The sequence below is a fragment of the Azospirillum agricola genome, assembly GCF_017876095.1.
Lineage (GTDB): Bacteria > Pseudomonadota > Alphaproteobacteria > Azospirillales > Azospirillaceae > Azospirillum > Azospirillum agricola.
In genome coordinates this window covers 114,286-130,417 of the sequence record NZ_JAGINM010000005.1, presented here as the reverse complement: position 1 = coordinate 130,417, position 16,132 = coordinate 114,286, and the positions used below count along the sequence as shown (strand labels likewise).

The following is a 16,132-nucleotide window of genomic DNA, read 5'->3' as shown; positions in this document are numbered from 1 at the left end:
AAACGCGGCGGATGGGCAACCATCCGCCGCTTTCCGTTTCACCATGTCCGGAGACCGTTACGCCTCGACGGCGCCGCGTCCGAGCAGGCGATGGATGGCCAGACCCAGACCGAGGCCGGCGGCGTGCAGACCGATGGTCGAGAGCAGGAAGCCCGCCGCGTAGCCCAGCGCCGCCGCGTCGGCCGGCATCTCGGCGCCGTGGGCGAAGCCGTGGAACAGGCCGAACCAGCCGGCGAAGACCACGCCGATCCAGGCGGTGCGCGACATCGGCATCAGGCAGAGCAGCACCAGAACCACGGTCGAGGCGTAGATCATCGGCTCGACCAGCGGCAGGCCGATCCCGGCCAGCGCCAGCGCGCCGCCCAGCAGCATCATGCCGACGAAGGCGCCGGGCACCGCCAGCAGGGCGCGCCCGCCGATGGTGGCGCCGTAGACGCCCACGGTGATCATGGCGACCAGATGGTCCAGCCCGCCGAGCGGGTGTCCGACCCCGTCGAGGAAGCCGGCCGTGTCGAGATGGCCGGGATGGGCGAGCGCCGGCAGGGCGACGGCCGACAGCGCGGCGGCGAGGGCGAGGAGGCGGGCGGAGGACGGCGTGCTCATCAAGGGCTCTCCTTCGGAGATGTTCTTTGCGGAGGTTGATGGGGGCGGATGTTGGCGGGGGCGGGTGTTGGCGGGCGGGTGCGTCTTGGGAACGGACACTCAGCAGATGCGGGGCAGCGGGTCGCCGACCAGCAGATCGACGATGCGGGTGCCGCCGAAGGGCGTGTCCATGACGACGAGGCCGGGCCGTTCGGCGGTGATCGTGCCGATGGCGGCGGCCATGCCGCCCAGCGGATGGGCGCGCAGCGCGGCCAGCGCGGCGTCCGCCTGCTCGGCCGGGACCACGGCGACCGCCACCCCCTCGTTGCCGAGATAGAGCGGGTCGAGGCCGAGCAGGTCGCACAGGCCGCGCACCTCGTCGCGGATCGGGATGGCGGACTCGTCGACGCGGACGCCGACGGCCGACGCCTCGGCCATCTCGTTCAGCACGGCGGCCAGCCCGCCGCGCGTGGCGTCGCGGATCAGCCGGGTGCAGGGGGCGGCGTCGAGCAGCGCGCCGATCAGCCCGTTCAGCGGCGCGCAGTCGCTCGCCACGCTGGTCTCGACCGCCAGCTCGCCGCGCGCCGCCAGGATCGCCGCGCCATGGTCGCCGAGCGGGCCGTTGACGATCACCACGTCGCCCGGCCTCGCGTGGGCGATGCCCAGCTCGACCCCGGTGCGGATGACGCCGACGCCGCTGGTGGTGATGAACAGCTTGTCGCAGGCGCCGCGCGCCACGACCTTGGTGTCGCCGGTGACGACCCGCACCCCGGCCTCGCGCGCGGTGGCGGCGATGGAGGCGGCGATGCGGCGCAGCGTGGCGACGGCCATCCCCTCCTCGATCACCACGGCGCAGGACAGCGCGACCGGCACGGCGCCGCCGACCGCGAGATCGTTGACCGTGCCGCAGACCGCCAGCCGGCCGATGTCGCCGCCGGCGAACTCCAGCGGATGGACGACGAAGCTGTCGGTGGTGAAGGCCAGCCGGTCGCCGCGCGCCATCAGATCGGCCAGCGGCAGGCGGGCCTGGTCCTCCAGCGGGGCGGCGGCCTGGGCGCCGTCCTGATGCTCGGCGAAGGCGGAGACGAAGACGTCCTCGACCAGATCGCGCATGGCGCTGCCGCCGCCGCCATGGGCCAGCGTCACCGTCTCGTGCCGCACCCGCCGCCGCGAGGGACGGAGGGGAACCGGGGTGGGAGCGGGAGCCTTCGCGGTCATGCCGCACCTTTCCGCAGGCCGCCATACTGGTGGTAGGCGGCGCAGGCCCCCTCGGAGGAGACCATCAGGGCGCCGATCGGGGTTTCCGGCGTGCAGGCGCCGCCGAACAGCGCGCATTGCCAGGGCTTGAGGCCGCCCTTCAGCACGTCGCCGCACTGGCAGCCGGCCGGGTCGGCGACGGCCGGGCTCTCGACCGCGAAGCGGCGCTCGGCGTCGAAGCGGGCGTAGCGCTCGCGGACGGCGACGCCGGACTCGTCGATGCTGCCGAGCCCGCGCCACTCGAAGAAGGCGCGCGTCTCGAACACCGCCTCGATGGCGGCCTGGGCCTGCGGGTTGCCGTCCTCCGGGACGATGCGGGAATACTGGTTCTCGATCGCCGCCGTGCCGCGCCCGATCTGCTCCAGCAGCATCCACACCGATTGCAGCACGTCGAGCGGCTCGAAGCCGGCGACCACCAGCGGACGGTTGTAGTGGCTGGCGATGAAGCGGTAGGGCTTCAGCCCGATCACCATGCTGACATGGCCCGGCCCGATGAAGCCGTCGATCCGCATGCCCGGCGAATCCAGCACCGCCCTGATCGTCGGGATGATGGTGATGTGGTTGCAGAACAGCGAGAAGTTGGCGATCCCCTCGCGCTCGGCCCGCAGGACGGTCAGCGCGGTCGAGGGCATCGTCGTCTCGAAGCCGAGCCCGAAGAACACCACCTCGCGGTCCGGGTTGCGCCGCGCCAGCGCCAGCGCGTCGAGCGGCGAATAGACCATGCGGATGTCGGCGCCGTCGGCCTTGGCCTGCATCAGCGACTTCCTGGACCCCGGCACCCGCATGGCGTCGCCGAAGGTGGCGAGGATGACGCGCGGATCCTCGGCGATGGCGACGCAGTCGTCGATGCGGCCCATCGGCAGCACGCAGACCGGGCAGCCGGGGCCGTGCAGGAACTCGACCCCCGGCGGCAGCACGCCGGCCAGCCCATGCCGGAAGATGGCGTGGGTGTGGCCGCCGCAGATCTCCATCAGGCGGATCGGGTCGCGCTCGGTGGCGCCGAGCGCGCGCAGCTTGTCGCCGATGCGCTCGATCAGGCGGCGGCCGGTGTCGCGGTCGTGGAAGGGGGCGGTGACGGGGCCGCCGGGGGTGAATCGGGTGGTCATGGCGCCGCTCCCGCGTGGTCCTGTTCCTGTCCTTGTCCGGCGAAGGCGGCGATCTCCGCCTCGGCCTCGCCGATCTCGGCGAGGATCGCCAGGGTCGCCTGGGCCTCCGCCTCGTCGATCAGGCTCATGGCGAAGCCGACATGGACCAGCGTCCAGCGGCCCAGCAGATCCTCAAGCGGTTCGCCCGGCGTCGCGACGCAGGTGATGTCGACGTCGCGGCGCACGCCCGACACGTCCACCGTCGCCAGCAGGGCGTCGGCGTCGGAAATGGCGACGATGCGGCCCGGAATGCCCAGACACATCGGTTGGCTCCTTCCTCTCAAAATGCGGCGTCAGTGACGCTGCGCCGTGGCGGCGCGTTCGATGCCGTAGCGTTCCAGTTTGGCGCGCAGGCCCATGCGCGACAGGCCCAGCTCGTCGGCGGCGCGGCTCTTGTTCCAGCGGCAGCGCACCAGCGTCTCCAGCAGGATGCCGGCCTCGACCCGCTCGATGCGCGTCTTCAGCGGGCCGCCCTGCGCCAGCGCCTCCAGCGCCGCGGCGTCGCCGCCAGCGCCGGCGGGCGGCGCGTGCGCGCTCATCGCGGCGCCGCGCAGCACCGTGTCGGACAGCAGCTCGGCGCCCAGCCGGTCGCCCTCGCACAGCACCAGCATCCGCATGATCTCGTTCTGCAACTCGCGCACGTTGCCGGGCCAGCCATAGCCCTCCAGGCAGGCCAGCGTCTCGTCGGTGAAGCCGGCCACCGGCTTGCCGTGGGCGGCCGAGAGCCGTTCCAGAAGGTTGCGGGCGAGCACCGGGATGTCGGCCGGGCGGTCGCGCAGCGGCGGCATGGTCAGCGTCATGGTGGCGAGCCGGTAATAGAGATCCTCGCGGAACCGCCCGGCCCGCACCTCGGCCGGCAGGTCGCGGTGGGTGGCGGCGAGCACGCGGACGTCCACTGTGCGCGTCTCGTTGGAGCCGACCGGGCGGATCTCCCCCTCCTGGAGGAAGCGCAGCAGCTTGACCTGGAAGGCGGGGGAGATGTCGCCGATCTCGTCGAGGAAAATGGTGCCGCCGTCCGCCTGCTCCAGCAGGCCGATACGGGTCGAATGCGCGCCGGTGAAGGCGCCCTTCTTGTGGCCGAACAGCTCGCTTTCCAGCAGCTCGTCGGGGATGGCGCCGCAATTCTCGGCGTAGAAGGGCCGGTCGCTGCGCGGGCTGCCGTAATGGATGGCGCGGGCCAGCAGCTCCTTGCCGGTCCCCGTCTCGCCCAGCACCAGCACCGGCACGTTGAAGCCGGCGACCTGCGCCGCCTTGCGGCAGACCGCGTCCACCGGGCTGCCGGGCGCGCGGACCAGGCTGTCGAAGCGGTAATGCTGGGCGACCCGCTCGCGCCGGGTGACGACGCGGCTCTCGGCGACCGGGGTCAGCAGCTTCAGTTCGCCCGACAGCCGGTCGTGCTCGCGCTGAAGCTGATACAGCCGGGCGGCGTTGCGGGCGGTCAGCAGCAGATGGTCGGGGTGCCAGGGCTTGGTGATGAACTGGTGGATGCCGGCGGTGTTGATGGCGCCGATGATGTCCTCGGGGTCGATGTAGCCGGTGATGACGATGCGCACCACCTCCGGCCAGCGCTCGCGCACCTCGGTCAGGAACTCCACCCCGCTGACCTCGGGCATCCGCTGGTCGGAGAAGACGATCTGGATCCATTCCGTTTCCAGCAGCCGCAGGGCCTCCTCGGCCGACAGCGCGGTGTGGACGTCGAAATCCTCGTCGAGCACGCGGGCGATGACCTCGACCGAGCGCGGCTCGTCGTCGACCACCAGGATGCCGGGGCGGGGGGAGGCGGTCATGGATGCGGCTTCGGGCCGGCGGCGGCGCGCAGGCTGGCGGCGCGGGCCTCCGCCTCGGTGGCGAGCGCGCCCAGGAAGGCGCCGCGCTCGGCCTCCAGCCAGCCGAGCCATCCGTCCATGCCCTGGCCGTCGCGCGACGACACGCGCAGGATCGCGGCCCCCGGATTGACGCGGGCGAGCGCCCGGTCGATGGCCTCGTCGTCGATGTCGAGATGCGGCGCCAGATCGGCCTTGGTCACCAGAACGAGATCGGCGCCGGCGAAGATGTCGGGGTATTTCAGGGGCTTGTCCTCCCCCTCGGTCAGCGACAGCAGGACGACCCGCTTGGCCTCGCCCAGGTCGAAGGCGGCGGGGCAGACGAGGTTGCCGACATTCTCGACGAACAGCAGGCCGCCGTCCAGGCCCGGAAGCTGCTCCAGCGCGTGCCCGACCATGTGGGCGTCGAGGTGGCAGCCCTTGCCGGTGTTGATCTGCACGGCCGGCGCCCCGGTGGCGCGGATGCGCTCGGCGTCGTTGGAGGTCTGCTGGTCGCCCTCGACGACCGCGACCGGCCAGCGGCCGGCCAGGGCCTTCAGCGTGGCGACCAGCAGGGTCGTCTTTCCGGCGCCGGGGCTGGACAGCAGGTTGACCGCGAAGGTGCCGGCGCGGGCCAGCCGCGCCCGGTTGGCGGCGGCGTAGCCGTCGTTCTTCGACAGGATGCCGCGCTCGATCTCCACCATGCGGGTCTGCGACAGGCCGGGCGCGTGGGCGCGGGCCGGCCCGGCGCCGTAGTCGAGCAGCCCGGCAGCCCCGTGATGGTGATGCCCGTCGTCGCCATGATCGTGGGAATGGCCATGATCGTGATCGTGATCGTGATCGTGGGAATGGTCATGGGAATGGCCGTGCGCGTGGTCATGCCCATGGTCATGATGATGGTGATCGTGATCGCCGTGATGATGATGGTGGTCGGCCCCGCCGACCGTGGCGCCCGAACAACCGCAAACCGTGCACATCACTCGACCTCCAGATCCTTGATCGTCATCTCGGTGCCGCCGTTGGGCTGGAGCCGGTCGCCGCCGCAGCGCGGGCAGGAGGCCAGCCGATGCTCCAGCGGCACCGTCTCGCTGCAATCGAAACACCAGCCCTGGCCCGGCACGTCGAGGATGACCAGTTCGGCCCCCTCGGCCAGCGTGCCGCGCGTCACCACGTCGAAGCCGAAGCGCAAGGCCTCGGGCTCCACCCCGGCGAAGCGGCCGATCGCCAGCCGCACCCGGCGCACGCGGGTGAAGCCGTTGCTCCGCCCGGCCTCCTCCATCGCCTGGAGCAGGCTTTCGCACAGCGCCATCTCATGCATGGCGGCAAGCCCCGCTCATGGCGCCGGCTCCGCGCCCGGTCCCATCAGAAGGACGCGGCGCGACGGGCGGCGCGGCGGGGGGGGCGGCTCGTCCACCGGGGCTGCCTCGGCCTCCGCCGGTTCCATGGCCCCGGCGGGCGGGGCGAGTTCGGCTTCGCGCAAGCGGCGGATCTCGGCGGTGCGGGCGCCGTCCTCGCGGATCTCCGGATCGAACAGGGCGACCAGCGCGGCGGCGGCGGTTTCGCTGGCGTGCAGCATGCTGGTGAATTCGAACATCGGCGAGAACAGCGAGCAGGCCTTGTAGGGGCCGACGTCCTTGCGCAGGGCGTGGACGAACTCGTAGCGGCCCGACGGGAACTCCACCAGCTCCTTGGCGCCGGGGACGAGGCCCGACCAGTCGTCGGCCCCGCCGGGCAGCAACACCAGATTCATGAACCAGGGCGTGATCAGGGCGCCGAGCCAGCGCCCGTCCCAGGGGCGGAAGCCGACCGCCTTCACCGCCAGCGCGTCGTTGACGATGGGAATGCCGCGCATCTGCGCGGTGTGGATCTCGCGGAAGGCGCGCTCCAGCCCCTGGATGACGGCGGCCGGCGGCTCCGGCGCGGCGACCATCGGACGCGGCGGAGCGGCGATGGCTGCGGGCGGCGGGGCGGCCGTGTCGGTGCCGGCGTCGAGCGTCATGAACTGGTCGCGGTCGCCGTCGCACACCGGGCAGCGCCATTCGCCGGGCAGCGCCGCGAAGGGGGTTCCGGCGGGAACCTGCCAGACGTCGCAGCCCTCGGCCGGGTCGTAGACGTGCCAGCAGATCTTGCATTCCATCCGCGCCGTCGCGGACAGGCGCGAGGCGTCGCCGAGGTAGGAGCCCTCGAACCGCCCCGGCACGGCGAAGGCGGTCATGCCGAGGCTCCGTTCGCGCCGGACCCGCCGAGGGCGTCGAGGATTTCCGCCAGCCGCTCGGCGCTGTCGGCGATGTCCTCCGCCGCCGCGCAGACGACGGCGGGCACCTGGGTGACCTCGACCGTGTTGAGGATCAGCGTGTCCATGGAGTTGTAATAGCGCACCCACCAGACATTGGGGGTGGCCGTTGCGGTGACCCGGCAATTGCCGTAGCCGCGCGACAGGATGGTGGTGGCGCCGACCCCGAGCCGCCGCTCGACGAAGGCGAGATCCTCCGGGCTGTGGGGCAGCAGGCTGAAATTCACCGCGTGGGCGGCGTCGCCGCGCTGCCAGCGGGCGCTGTGGTCAAGCAGCTCGGTCAGGATGGGCAGGCCGTTCATCAGCCCGGCGGGCGCTTCGGCTTGCGGTTCGGCCGGGGGCGCCGCCGGAAAGGCGCGGGTCAGGGCGACGCGCGGGAAGGCGCCGACCAGCACCGTCTCGCGTGGGGCGGCGGTTCCGGTCTCGTAGGAGCGAACACGCCAGACGCCGGCCAGCGCCGCCTCCTGGATCTCCAGCCGGTCGCCCGGCCGCTCGACCAGGACGGAGACCTCGCCCTCGCCCAGCGCCTCGTCGATCAAGGACAGGACCGGGGCGTCGAGCCGCTCCACCGGGATGCGGATTTCCTCGCCCTCGCTCCAGCCGGCCAGCGCGGCGTGCAGCCGTTCCAGCAGGGTGCGGGCGGCGGCGGCGCGGGCGGGGTCCGTGACGTCCGGCAGATGGGGGTGGTAGACGCGCATGCCCGACGGCATGGGCAGATACTCCAGCCCCTCCGCGTCCGCCTCGGGCTGGCTGCCGGGGCCGAAGCCGATCGGCGGGTGGGTCAGGCCGTACAGGGAGGTCATCGCGGAATCCTTCACTGCAAGCGGGCGGAGGGGGCGTGGGGGCCGAGCAGGATGGCGGCGATCCGCTCCAGGTAGTCGTCCCAGTCGCGGACGCGGGGGATGCTGCCCAGCAGATCGTCGCCGCGCAGGAAGACCAGCGCCGGCAGGCTCATCATCCCGGCGCGCGCCAGCAGGGCCTGTTCGGCGGCCGGCCCGGCGACGGCGGGTTTCAGATGGGGCGACAGGACGCGCACCAGCTCGGGCAGGATCACCGCGACATCGGCCGTCTCGGCGTTGCCCTTGCCGTGGCCGGGGAGGAAGACGACCCAGCTCTCGGTCCCGCCGCGCCAGGGCTGGTCGTCGGCGCTCTCCAGCCGGGGGTAGCCGAGCGCGTCGGTCAGCCGGTCGACCAGCGGCGGCAGCGGCAGCAGGGGTTTCGCCGGCTTCGGGGCGGGTGTCGTGGCCGGCTCGGCAACGGGCGTGTCGGTCATGCGGGGTCAGCCCTCGGAACGGCCGGCGGCGCGGGCCGCCTCCAGATGGGGGGGAAGGGTGGGGGTGCGGTCGGTCAGGTCGGCGAAGCCGTCATGCTCCTCGCCGCGCATCGCGGCGGCGACCGCCGCCAGCGCGTCGCGGATCAGCGCCGCCTCGTCGGCGTCGATGCGGCGGCGGGCGGCGCCGAGGAAGTCGAGCACCCAGTCGCCGGGCCGCGTGTCGGGCAGCAGCGACAGATCGACGGCGACGGGCGTGCCCGAGCCGTCGTCGCCGGTGGCGGCGATGCCGTCCACCGTCAGGATCCGCACGGGCGTGCCGATGCACATGGGCGGATCCTCAGAGCGCGCCGGCGGCGGCGAGCACGCGGGGATCGCCGATGCGGCAGGCCTCCTCCGCGCTGGGACGCCCGGTCTCGTAGGCCTGGCGGGACACGGCGGCGGATGCGGTGGAGGTCGCCGCCCGCGCCGGGCGGGGCTCGCCGCCCGCGCCGAACTCGTCGCGCAGGATCTCCCGCACGCGGTCGAGAACCGGCTCCAGCTGAGCGGCGACGGTGTCGGTCAGGCCGCCGCCGTAATCCTCCAGGCATTCCGGCTGGACGCCGACCAGGATCATCCGTTCCGGGCAGCGGCCCAGCAGGGTGGCGCTGCCCAGAACCTCCTGGAAGCCGGTCTGGTGCAGGCTCATCTTCTTGGCGCCGAGGAAGGCGGGGACATCGCCGTCGCGGAACTCGCGCCGGGTGCCGGGGGGCAGGCCGTAGTCGATGGCGTCGATCAGGATCAGCGTGTCGGCGCTCTCCAGATGCGGCAGCAGGTACAGGCCCTGGGTGCCGCCATCCATCAGCGTGACGTTGGGGGGGAAGCTCCAGCCCTCGGCCAGACGTTCCACGGCGCGGACGCCGAACCCTTCGTCGGCCCACAGGATGTTGCCGATTCCCAGCACCAGGATGCGGTTGCCCCGGTTCATGCCCTCTGTCCCTCCCCGTCGCGGCCGCCTTGCCGGGCGGTCCGTCCTGCCGATGCGGCGCTCCCGCCGCAGCCCGCCTCGATACTCAAGTTCCATGCCAAAGGTAGTAATTGCTCCAAGCAACTGAAATTGCGGGCGTTTTCCGGCTATTTGATTTGGTCCTGAAGCTGTTGTGGACATGAACGTTACAGAGTGGCGCCAAACTGGCAAGTTGGTTGCCGGTTTGGCTGGAGACTTGCCGTTCGGCGCGGGGGCGTTTCCGCGAGGTCCAGTCGGCAGCGGGCGTGCCCGTGCGTCCCTTGGATAGGACGGAGTGGCGCTGATCGAGCCGCTGATCGAGCCGCTGGCCGGGCGCGGGTTGCGTCCATGTCTTCGGGCTGCGCTCCACCTCCCCGCCACGCCCGCCCACCGATCCCTTCGGCGTTCACGGGTCGCTGGCGTCGCCGGGCCGGTGGAGGCCTGCTTCCGTTGCGTTGTCGCGGGTTTCCGCCGCCGCTTCATCCGGAGACGGTTCCGTCGGACTCCGATACCGTGCGATCCATTCGCGGTTGGCCACGTCCGCGAGTTTGGCAACGCCAGGAACGCTGACGTCGGGCTTCGCCGCGGATGAGCGGGGCAAGCGGTGATGATCGCGGTCGGGGATGGAGCGCTTGGTCTTGGGGAAACCCTCAGGACACCGCTGTCGCCGTCTGTTCGGCCGCCGGCCTCAGCGTCGGCGGGCCGCCGGCCGCCGTCACCAGACGGTCGCTGGCGGCCTCCAGCCGCTCCTCCAGGTCGCGCATCGCCTCGGCGCGCGGGAGGCCCGGCGGAATCGGCGGCAGGAACTCGACCACCACCGTGCCGGGGCGCTTCAGGAAGCTCTGGCGCGGCCAGTAGACCCCGGCGTTCAGCGCCATCGGCACGATGGGAATCTTCAGGCTCTCGTAGAGTACCCCGACGCCGATCCGGTAAGGCTTGTAGGCGCCGGGCGCCACCCGCGTGCCCTGCGGGAAGATCACGATCGGCCGCCCCTGGTCCCGCACCGGGCGGGAGTTGCGGATCAGCGACTTGATCGCCGCCCCGCCGGCGCCGCGATCCACCGGGATCATCCTCGCCTTGGACGCGTACCAGCCCCAGATCGGGATCCACATCAGCTCGCGCTTCAGGATGATGGCCGGGTCGTCCACCAGCAGGTGGAGCTTCATGGTCTCCCACGCCGACTGGTGCTTGGCGGCCAGCAGGAAGGAGCCCTCGGGCAGATTCTCCCGCCCGCGCACCTCGTAGCGGATGCCGACCAGCACCCGTTCCAGCCAGCCGACGCTGCGCAGGTACCACATGACGACCGCGACCATCCGGCGGCGCGGCAGCAGCAGCATCCACAGAAGGGCGAAACACATCAGCGCGGTCCAGGCGTGGAACGCGATGTTGAAGGCGAGGGAACGGAGCCAGATCATGGCCGGCAACTTGTCAGGAATCGCACGCCTTCTCAAGTGCGGTCGCGGGGGGCCGCCTCCGGCGGACCACGCCCGGCGGACAGCGTCCACGGACTCCATCTGTGGACTCGGGGCCACGCGCCGGTGCATTGTCCGTTGCCGTTGTGTCGGCGAGGCTGTGGTGGGACCGTGATCCGTTTCGAGAATGTCGGACTGCGCTACGGCACCGAATCGGAGGTGCTGCGCGACATCAGCTTCACCCTGCCGCCCGGCTCCTTCCATTTCATGACCGGGGCGAGCGGGGCGGGGAAGTCGTCGCTGCTGAAGCTGATGTATCTGGCGCACCGGCCGTCGCGCGGGCTGATCACCCTGTTCGGCCGCGACATGGCCCGCGTCACCCGCGCCGAGCTGCCGGAGATGCGCCGCCAGATCGGCGTCGTCTTCCAGGACTTCGCGCTGCTCGACCATCTGTCGGCGCTCGACAACGTGGCGCTGCCGCTGCGCATGGGCGGCGCGCCGGAAGCCGACACTGTCGCCCACTGCACCGAGATCCTGCGCTGGGTAGGGCTGGGCAACCATCTGCACGCCAAGCCCTCCACCCTGTCGGGCGGCCAGCAGCAGCGCGTCGCCATCGCCCGTTCGGTCATCAACCGGCCGCGCCTGCTGCTGGCCGACGAGCCGACCGGCAACGTCGACGACGGCATCGGCATGCGGCTGCTCTATCTGTTCGAGGAGCTTCACAAGCTGGGAACCACCGTGGTCATCGCCACCCACAACGAGGCGCTGATCCGCCGCTTCGACCACCCGCACCTGCATCTCGACAACGGCCGCCTCCAGGTCGTGCCGGCCCGCAACCCGCGCTGGGGCTGAGGGCCATGGCGCTGTTCCTCCTGGGCCGTCCGTCCGACCTGCCGCTGGCGAAGGACCCGTCCTCGCGCTTCCTGGCCTGGATCACCGCGCTGATGGTGTTCCTGGCGGCGCTGGCGCTGGCCGGGGCGATGGTGGTGTCGGACATGGCGCGGCGCTGGGACAACGGGCTGGCCGGCGGGCTGACCGTCCAGATCGCCCCGTTGCCCGGCGCCCCGGTGGCGCCGCTCGACGAACGGGTGGAGGCGGCGCTGACCGTGCTGCGCGCCGCCCCCGGCGTCAGGACGGCGACCGCGCTCGACGCCGCCGCCACCGCCCGCCTGCTGGAGCCCTGGCTCGGGCCGGAGGCGGGGGACCCGCTGCTTCCCATGCCGCGCCTCATCGACGTCGCCACCGACGGGCCGGTCGACGTGCCCGGCCTGACGCTGCGCCTGAAATCGGCGGCGCCCGGCGCCACGCTGGACGATCACGCCGTCTGGCTGGCCGACCTGCGGGCCTTCGCCGGCGCCGTGCATCTGGCGGCGCTGGGGGTGGTCGGGCTGATCGGCGGGGCCGGGGTGATGACGGTGGTCTTCTCCGTCCGCGCCGGGCTGGCCATCCACCGGCATGTGGTGGAGCTGCTGCATCTGATGGGCGCCACCGACCGCTATGTCTCCCGCCAGTTCGAGACCCATGTGGTCGGGTTGACGCTGCGCGGCGGGCTGATCGGGCTGCTGCTGGCGGTCGCGGCGCTGGCCGGGACCCTGCGCGCCTCCCAGGAACTGCGCGCCAGCCTGCTGCCCGATCTGGCGCTGGCGCCCTGGCAATGGGCGGCGCTGGCGCTGGTGCCGCTGGCCGCGGCGCTGCTGGCGCGGATGACGGCGCGCTGGACCGTGCTGCGCACCCTGGAGTCGCTGCCGTGACCGGTTCGCGGCGCGGCACGCTGGCGCGGCTGGCCGGGCGGACGCTGGCAGGGCTTCTGCTGCTGGCGGCGGTCTGGGGGCTGGGGCTGTTCTGGTTCGCCGCCGGGGTGCCGCGCCATGCCCCGAATTTGGACGACCCGGTTGCCGGGCGGGCGACCGACGCCATCGTCGTGCTGACCGGCGGCAGCAACCGGCTCGCCACCGGGCTGGAGCTGCTGGCCGCCGGGCGGGCGCGCAAGCTGTTCGTGTCGGGCGTCTATGACGGGGTCGACGTCCAGGAGCTGCTGAAGCTGTCGCGCCGCGCGCCGACCGAGATGGAATGCTGCATCGCGCTCGGCTATTCCGCCGACAGCACCATCGGCAACGCCTATGAGACGGCGGACTGGATGCGCGACCAGGGCTTCCGCTCGCTGCGGGTGGTGACCGCCAACTACCACATGCGCCGCAGCCTGCTGGAGCTGGCCATGGCGATGCCGGACATCGAGCTGGTGCCCCACCCGGTGGTCGCCCCCACGGTGCATCTGGCCGACTGGTGGCTGTGGCCGGGCACCGCCAACCTGCTGGTCAACGAGTACAACAAGCTGTTGATGACCTACGGCCGCTACGGACTCTATCGGGCCGTGGAACGCTGACGCCGCGGAACGTCCGTGCGCATGGCGGCCATGCGGCGTGTCGATTGTCCTCATTTGATTGGCATTGTCCCCATTTTAACGTCCGGTTTCGATTGGGTGCGTGTCGAGTGCGCCGAGGGTGGCATGCTTTCCCACTGAAAACATTGACTATTGAGGGCAAACCGGGTGGCGCGAAGCCCCGCTGTGACCGAAAAGATACATCCGATATCGGAAATGTAATGGTGACAATATTCGATTTGACCCTGTCGTTCGCTTGTCCATAATCCTCATTGTCTCGATTGTTCGAGCCAATGAGCGCCAGATGATGGAGGATCCGATGCGCCCTACCGACATGACCCGCAGCCCCGGCTCGTTCGCGACCGCCGCCAACGGCGACGCCCCTGCCACCCGCGGCACCAGCGTCGGCGGGCGTGCGTTCTGGACGGTGGTGGATCTGCTGTTCACCGTGTTGGAGCGGCGCAAACAGCGGCGCGCGCTGATGGCGCTCGACGAGCATCTGCTGAAGGACATCGGCGTCAGCCGCAGCGAGGTCGAGCAGGAAGTCACCAAGCCGTTCTGGCGGGGATGAGACGATGGCCGACCAACCCCTTCCCACCATCCAATACGCCCCCATCCAGTACGCCGTCGAACCGGATCTGACCGCCGACGCCTTCATCGACCTTCTGCACCGCTCCGGGCTGGCCGAACGCCGGCCCGTGGCGGAGGTTGAGCGGGTCGAGGCGATGCTGCGCAACGCCGGCCTGATCATCACCGCCCGGCTGGACGGTGCCCTGGTCGGCGTCGCCCGCTCCGTCACCGACTTCGTCTATTGCTGCTACCTGTCCGACCTCGCGGTCGACCGCGCCATCCAGGGGCGGGGCATCGGCAAGGAGCTGATGCGCCGCACCCGCGACGCGGTGGGGCCGGGCACGACCTGCCTGCTGCTTTCGGCGCCGAAGGCGGTCGGCTTCTACGAGCAGGCCGGGCTGGCCCGGCACGGGCAGGCCTTCCTGTTCACCGACCTGCCGTAAGGCGGTCGGGCGCGAACGACCCGTTCAAGACGACCGGTTCAAGACGATCCGAGGGGAGGTGTCACGCCATGACGGATCTTGCGATCTCCTTCGCGGACGTGGCGGGGGCGGCCGGGCGCATCGCCGGGGTCGCCCACCGCACGCCCGTGCTGACCTCCGCCACCGCCGACGCGCGGACCGGCGGGCGGCTCTTCTTCAAGTGCGAGAATTTCCAGCGCACCGGCGCCTTCAAGATCCGGGGCGCCTACAACGCCATCGCCCAGCTCGACGAGGCCCAGCGGGCGGCCGGCGTCGTCGCCTACTCGTCCGGCAACCACTCCCAGGCGATCGCGCTGGCCGCAAGGCTGCTCGGCGTGGCGGCGACCATCGTCATGCCGCAGGACGCCCCGGCCGCCAAGCTCGACGCGACGCGCGGCTATGGCGGCGAGGTGGTGCTGTACGACCGCTACGCCGAGCCGCCGGACGCCGTCGTCGCCCGGCTGATGGCGCGGCGCGGCGGCACCTTCATCCCGCCCTTCGACCACCCGCACGTGATGGCCGGGCAGGGCACCGTCGCCAAGGAACTGATCGAGGAGGCCGGCGACCTCGACCTGCTGCTGGTGCCGACCGGCGGCGGCGGGCTGCTGTCCGGCTGCGCCGTCGCGGCGCGGGCGCTCGTCCCCGACTGCCGGATTCTCGGTGTCGAGCCGGAAGCCGGCAACGACGCCCAGCAGAGCCTGCGTCTCGGCTCCATCGTCCGCATCGAACCGCCCAAGACCATCGCCGACGGCGCCCAGAGCCGCAGCCTCGGCCAGCTCACCTTCCCGGTGCTGCGCGCGCTGGTCGACGGCATCGAGACCGTCGCCGACGACGAGCTGGTCGAGGCCATGCGCTTCCTCGCCGCCCGCCTGAAGCTGGTGGTCGAGCCGACCGGCGGACTCGCCGTGGCGGCGGCGCTGTCCGGCCGCATCGACCTGCGCGGCAAGCGCGTCGGCATCGTCGTCACCGGCGGCAACGTCGATCTCGACCGTTTCGCGGCGCTGGTGCGGGCCGCCTGAGCTTGCGTTTCTTCCGTCCCCATCCCGTGTCCCGCCCCTTGCGAGGAAGCCGCCCCATGCGCTTGCCCATCTATCAGGTCGACGCCTTCACCGACCGCGTGTTCGCCGGCAACCCGGCGGCGGTCGTGCCTCTGGAGAGCTGGCTGCCCGACGAACAGCTCCAAGCCATCGCGGCCGAGAACAATCTGGCCGAAACCGCCTATTTCCTGCGCAGCGGCGACGTGTTCGAACTGCGCTGGTTCACCCCGGCGGTCGAGGTCGATCTGTGCGGCCACGCCACGCTGGCGACCGCCTTCGTCATTTCCACCCTGCTGGAACCGGGGCGCGACCGGCTGGACTTCGTCACCCGGCAGGCCGGCACCCTGACCGTGACCCGCTCCGGCGACCTCTTCACGCTGGATTTTCCCAGCCGCCCGGCCGAACCGGTGGCGGCCCCCGATCCGGGGCTGGCCGCCGCCCTCGGCGGGCCGGCCCCGGTCGCGGTTCTTGCCGCCCGCGACTATCTGGTCGTCTATGAGGACGAGGCGGCGGTGCGCGCCCTGTCCCCCGACATGGCGGCGCTGGCGAAGCTCGACCGTTACGCGGTGTGCGCGACGGCGCCGGGAGCGGACGGGGTGGATTTCGTCTCGCGCTTCTTCGCCCCCGCCCAGGGCATCCCGGAGGATCCGGTCACCGGCTCCGCCCATTGCACGCTGATTCCCTACTGGGCGGAGCGGCTCGGCAAGACGGCGCTGTCGGCCCGGCAGGTGTCCGCGCGCGGCGGCGAGCTGGCCTGCGCGCTGGCCGGCGACCGCGTGAGGATCGGCGGCAAGGCCGTCCTGTATCTGGAAGGCGCCATCACGGTCTGATGAGGGCGGCGTCTTGCGGGAGGGCGCGCGGGGCGTGATTTTTGCCCCCGCGCGGAGAGGGATTGTCTGGTAATCATCGGCCGGCAGCGTCCCTTTTTCCCGGTTCCG

Annotated in this window: 20 protein-coding genes; 7 read left to right on the top strand and 13 right to left on the bottom strand. The window is 71.7% G+C overall.

Annotation, left to right across the window (positions count from 1 at the left end):
* Positions 1-57: 57 nt before the first annotated feature.
* The 13 genes from J2847_RS09010 to J2847_RS08950 form a co-directional block, all read right to left on the bottom strand.
* Positions 58-603 carry a HupE/UreJ family protein gene (locus J2847_RS09010; protein ID WP_209778677.1) on the bottom strand — a complete coding sequence of 182 codons (546 nt, stop codon included), beginning with the start codon at positions 601-603 and terminating at the stop codon, positions 58-60.
* 99 nt (positions 604-702) lie between these two features.
* Positions 703-1,800, bottom strand: coding sequence for a hydrogenase expression/formation protein HypE (gene hypE, locus J2847_RS09005; protein WP_209778676.1), 1,098 nt, complete (start codon positions 1,798-1,800; stop codon positions 703-705).
* Entirely contained in the window at positions 1,797-2,945 is a 1,149-nt protein-coding gene (gene hypD / locus J2847_RS09000) for a hydrogenase formation protein HypD (protein ID WP_209778675.1), read from the bottom strand. Before hypD ends, hypE begins: the two co-directional genes overlap by 4 nt.
* Positions 2,942-3,247, bottom strand: coding sequence for a HypC/HybG/HupF family hydrogenase formation chaperone (gene hypC, locus J2847_RS08995; RefSeq protein WP_209778674.1), 306 nt, complete (start codon positions 3,245-3,247; stop codon positions 2,942-2,944). Before hypC ends, hypD begins: the two co-directional genes overlap by 4 nt.
* Before the next feature lie 30 nt (positions 3,248-3,277).
* Complete coding sequence (locus J2847_RS08990) at positions 3,278-4,771, bottom strand: sigma-54-dependent transcriptional regulator (RefSeq protein ID WP_209778673.1); 1,494 nt, start codon at positions 4,769-4,771, stop codon at positions 3,278-3,280.
* Entirely contained in the window at positions 4,768-5,763 is a 996-nt protein-coding gene (gene hypB, locus J2847_RS08985) for a hydrogenase nickel incorporation protein HypB (protein WP_209778672.1), read from the bottom strand. Before hypB ends, J2847_RS08990 begins: the two co-directional genes overlap by 4 nt.
* On the bottom strand, positions 5,763-6,104 hold the full coding sequence (hypA, locus tag J2847_RS08980; RefSeq protein WP_085552622.1) for a hydrogenase maturation nickel metallochaperone HypA: 342 nt from the start codon (positions 6,102-6,104) through the stop codon (positions 5,763-5,765). Before hypA ends, hypB begins: the two co-directional genes overlap by 1 nt.
* Before the next feature lie 15 nt (positions 6,105-6,119).
* Entirely contained in the window at positions 6,120-7,001 is an 882-nt protein-coding gene (locus J2847_RS08975; protein WP_209778671.1) for a [NiFe]-hydrogenase assembly chaperone HybE, read from the bottom strand.
* The gene (locus J2847_RS08970; RefSeq protein ID WP_209778670.1) at positions 6,998-7,882 is read right to left on the bottom strand and encodes a hydrogenase expression/formation protein; all 885 of its coding nucleotides are present in this window, start codon (positions 7,880-7,882) and stop codon (positions 6,998-7,000) included. The genes J2847_RS08975 and J2847_RS08970 overlap by 4 nt, the downstream gene beginning before the upstream one ends.
* Positions 7,883-7,893: 11 nt before the next feature.
* On the bottom strand, positions 7,894-8,352 hold the full coding sequence (locus J2847_RS08965) for a thioredoxin domain-containing protein (protein WP_209778669.1): 459 nt from the start codon (positions 8,350-8,352) through the stop codon (positions 7,894-7,896).
* Positions 8,353-8,358: 6 nt separating this feature from the next.
* Positions 8,359-8,679, bottom strand: coding sequence for a HypC/HybG/HupF family hydrogenase formation chaperone (locus J2847_RS08960; RefSeq protein ID WP_085552626.1), 321 nt, complete (start codon positions 8,677-8,679; stop codon positions 8,359-8,361).
* A 10-nt stretch (positions 8,680-8,689) separates the two neighbouring features.
* Complete coding sequence (locus J2847_RS08955; protein ID WP_209778668.1) at positions 8,690-9,316, bottom strand: HyaD/HybD family hydrogenase maturation endopeptidase; 627 nt, start codon at positions 9,314-9,316, stop codon at positions 8,690-8,692.
* 668 nt (positions 9,317-9,984) lie between these two features.
* Positions 9,985-10,749 carry a lysophospholipid acyltransferase family protein gene (locus J2847_RS08950; RefSeq protein ID WP_209778667.1) on the bottom strand — a complete coding sequence of 255 codons (765 nt, stop codon included), beginning with the start codon at positions 10,747-10,749 and terminating at the stop codon, positions 9,985-9,987.
* 168 nt (positions 10,750-10,917) lie between these two features.
* Between J2847_RS08950 and ftsE the strand changes: the two genes are divergently transcribed.
* From ftsE to J2847_RS08915, 7 genes are all read left to right on the top strand, one after another.
* The gene (gene ftsE / locus J2847_RS08945; protein WP_209778666.1) at positions 10,918-11,598 is read left to right on the top strand and encodes a cell division ATP-binding protein FtsE; all 681 of its coding nucleotides are present in this window, start codon (positions 10,918-10,920) and stop codon (positions 11,596-11,598) included.
* Between the two features lie 5 nt (positions 11,599-11,603).
* A complete protein-coding gene (locus J2847_RS08940) occupies positions 11,604-12,497 on the top strand; it encodes a cell division protein FtsX (protein ID WP_085552631.1) in 894 nt (297 codons plus the stop codon).
* The gene (locus J2847_RS08935; RefSeq protein ID WP_325169351.1) at positions 12,494-13,129 is read left to right on the top strand and encodes a YdcF family protein; all 636 of its coding nucleotides are present in this window, start codon (positions 12,494-12,496) and stop codon (positions 13,127-13,129) included. Before J2847_RS08940 ends, J2847_RS08935 begins: the two co-directional genes overlap by 4 nt.
* 316 nt (positions 13,130-13,445) lie before the next feature.
* Positions 13,446-13,697 (top strand): DUF1127 domain-containing protein, encoded by a 252-nt coding sequence (locus J2847_RS08930; RefSeq protein ID WP_233474387.1) that lies wholly within the window; start codon positions 13,446-13,448, stop codon positions 13,695-13,697.
* A 4-nt stretch (positions 13,698-13,701) separates the two neighbouring features.
* Positions 13,702-14,139 (top strand): GNAT family N-acetyltransferase, encoded by a 438-nt coding sequence (locus J2847_RS08925; protein WP_209778664.1) that lies wholly within the window; start codon positions 13,702-13,704, stop codon positions 14,137-14,139.
* A 68-nt stretch (positions 14,140-14,207) separates the two neighbouring features.
* Entirely contained in the window at positions 14,208-15,176 is a 969-nt protein-coding gene (locus J2847_RS08920; RefSeq protein WP_209778663.1) for a threo-3-hydroxy-L-aspartate ammonia-lyase, read from the top strand.
* Positions 15,177-15,232: 56 nt separating this feature from the next.
* Positions 15,233-16,024, top strand: coding sequence for a PhzF family phenazine biosynthesis protein (locus J2847_RS08915; protein WP_209778662.1), 792 nt, complete (start codon positions 15,233-15,235; stop codon positions 16,022-16,024).
* Positions 16,025-16,132: the final 108 nt, after the last annotated feature.

Bases quoted from the DNA above. Each gene is read 5' to 3' on its own strand.
- J2847_RS09010 (WP_209778677.1), bottom strand. From the start codon at position 603: ATGAGCACGCCGTCCTCCGCCCGCCTCCTCGCCCTCGCCGCCGCGCTG.
- hypE (WP_209778676.1), bottom strand. From the start codon at position 1,800: ATGACCGCGAAGGCTCCCGCTCCCACCCCGGTTCCCCTCCGTCCCTCG.
- hypD (WP_209778675.1), bottom strand. From the start codon at position 2,945: ATGACCACCCGATTCACCCCCGGCGGCCCCGTCACCGCCCCCTTCCAC.
- hypC (WP_209778674.1), bottom strand. From the start codon at position 3,247: ATGTGTCTGGGCATTCCGGGCCGCATCGTCGCCATTTCCGACGCCGAC.
- J2847_RS08990 (WP_209778673.1), bottom strand. From the start codon at position 4,771: ATGACCGCCTCCCCCCGCCCCGGCATCCTGGTGGTCGACGACGAGCCG.
- hypB (WP_209778672.1), bottom strand. From the start codon at position 5,763: ATGTGCACGGTTTGCGGTTGTTCGGGCGCCACGGTCGGCGGGGCCGAC.
- hypA (WP_085552622.1), bottom strand. From the start codon at position 6,104: ATGCATGAGATGGCGCTGTGCGAAAGCCTGCTCCAGGCGATGGAGGAG.
- J2847_RS08975 (WP_209778671.1), bottom strand. From the start codon at position 7,001: ATGACCGCCTTCGCCGTGCCGGGGCGGTTCGAGGGCTCCTACCTCGGC.
- J2847_RS08970 (WP_209778670.1), bottom strand. From the start codon at position 7,882: ATGACCTCCCTGTACGGCCTGACCCACCCGCCGATCGGCTTCGGCCCC.
- J2847_RS08965 (WP_209778669.1), bottom strand. From the start codon at position 8,352: ATGACCGACACGCCCGTTGCCGAGCCGGCCACGACACCCGCCCCGAAG.
- J2847_RS08960 (WP_085552626.1), bottom strand. From the start codon at position 8,679: ATGTGCATCGGCACGCCCGTGCGGATCCTGACGGTGGACGGCATCGCC.
- J2847_RS08955 (WP_209778668.1), bottom strand. From the start codon at position 9,316: ATGAACCGGGGCAACCGCATCCTGGTGCTGGGAATCGGCAACATCCTG.
- J2847_RS08950 (WP_209778667.1), bottom strand. From the start codon at position 10,749: ATGATCTGGCTCCGTTCCCTCGCCTTCAACATCGCGTTCCACGCCTGG.
- J2847_RS08940 (WP_085552631.1), top strand. From the start codon at position 11,604: ATGGCGCTGTTCCTCCTGGGCCGTCCGTCCGACCTGCCGCTGGCGAAG.
- J2847_RS08930 (WP_233474387.1), top strand. From the start codon at position 13,446: ATGCGCCCTACCGACATGACCCGCAGCCCCGGCTCGTTCGCGACCGCC.
- J2847_RS08925 (WP_209778664.1), top strand. From the start codon at position 13,702: ATGGCCGACCAACCCCTTCCCACCATCCAATACGCCCCCATCCAGTAC.
- J2847_RS08920 (WP_209778663.1), top strand. From the start codon at position 14,208: ATGACGGATCTTGCGATCTCCTTCGCGGACGTGGCGGGGGCGGCCGGG.
- J2847_RS08915 (WP_209778662.1), top strand. From the start codon at position 15,233: ATGCGCTTGCCCATCTATCAGGTCGACGCCTTCACCGACCGCGTGTTC.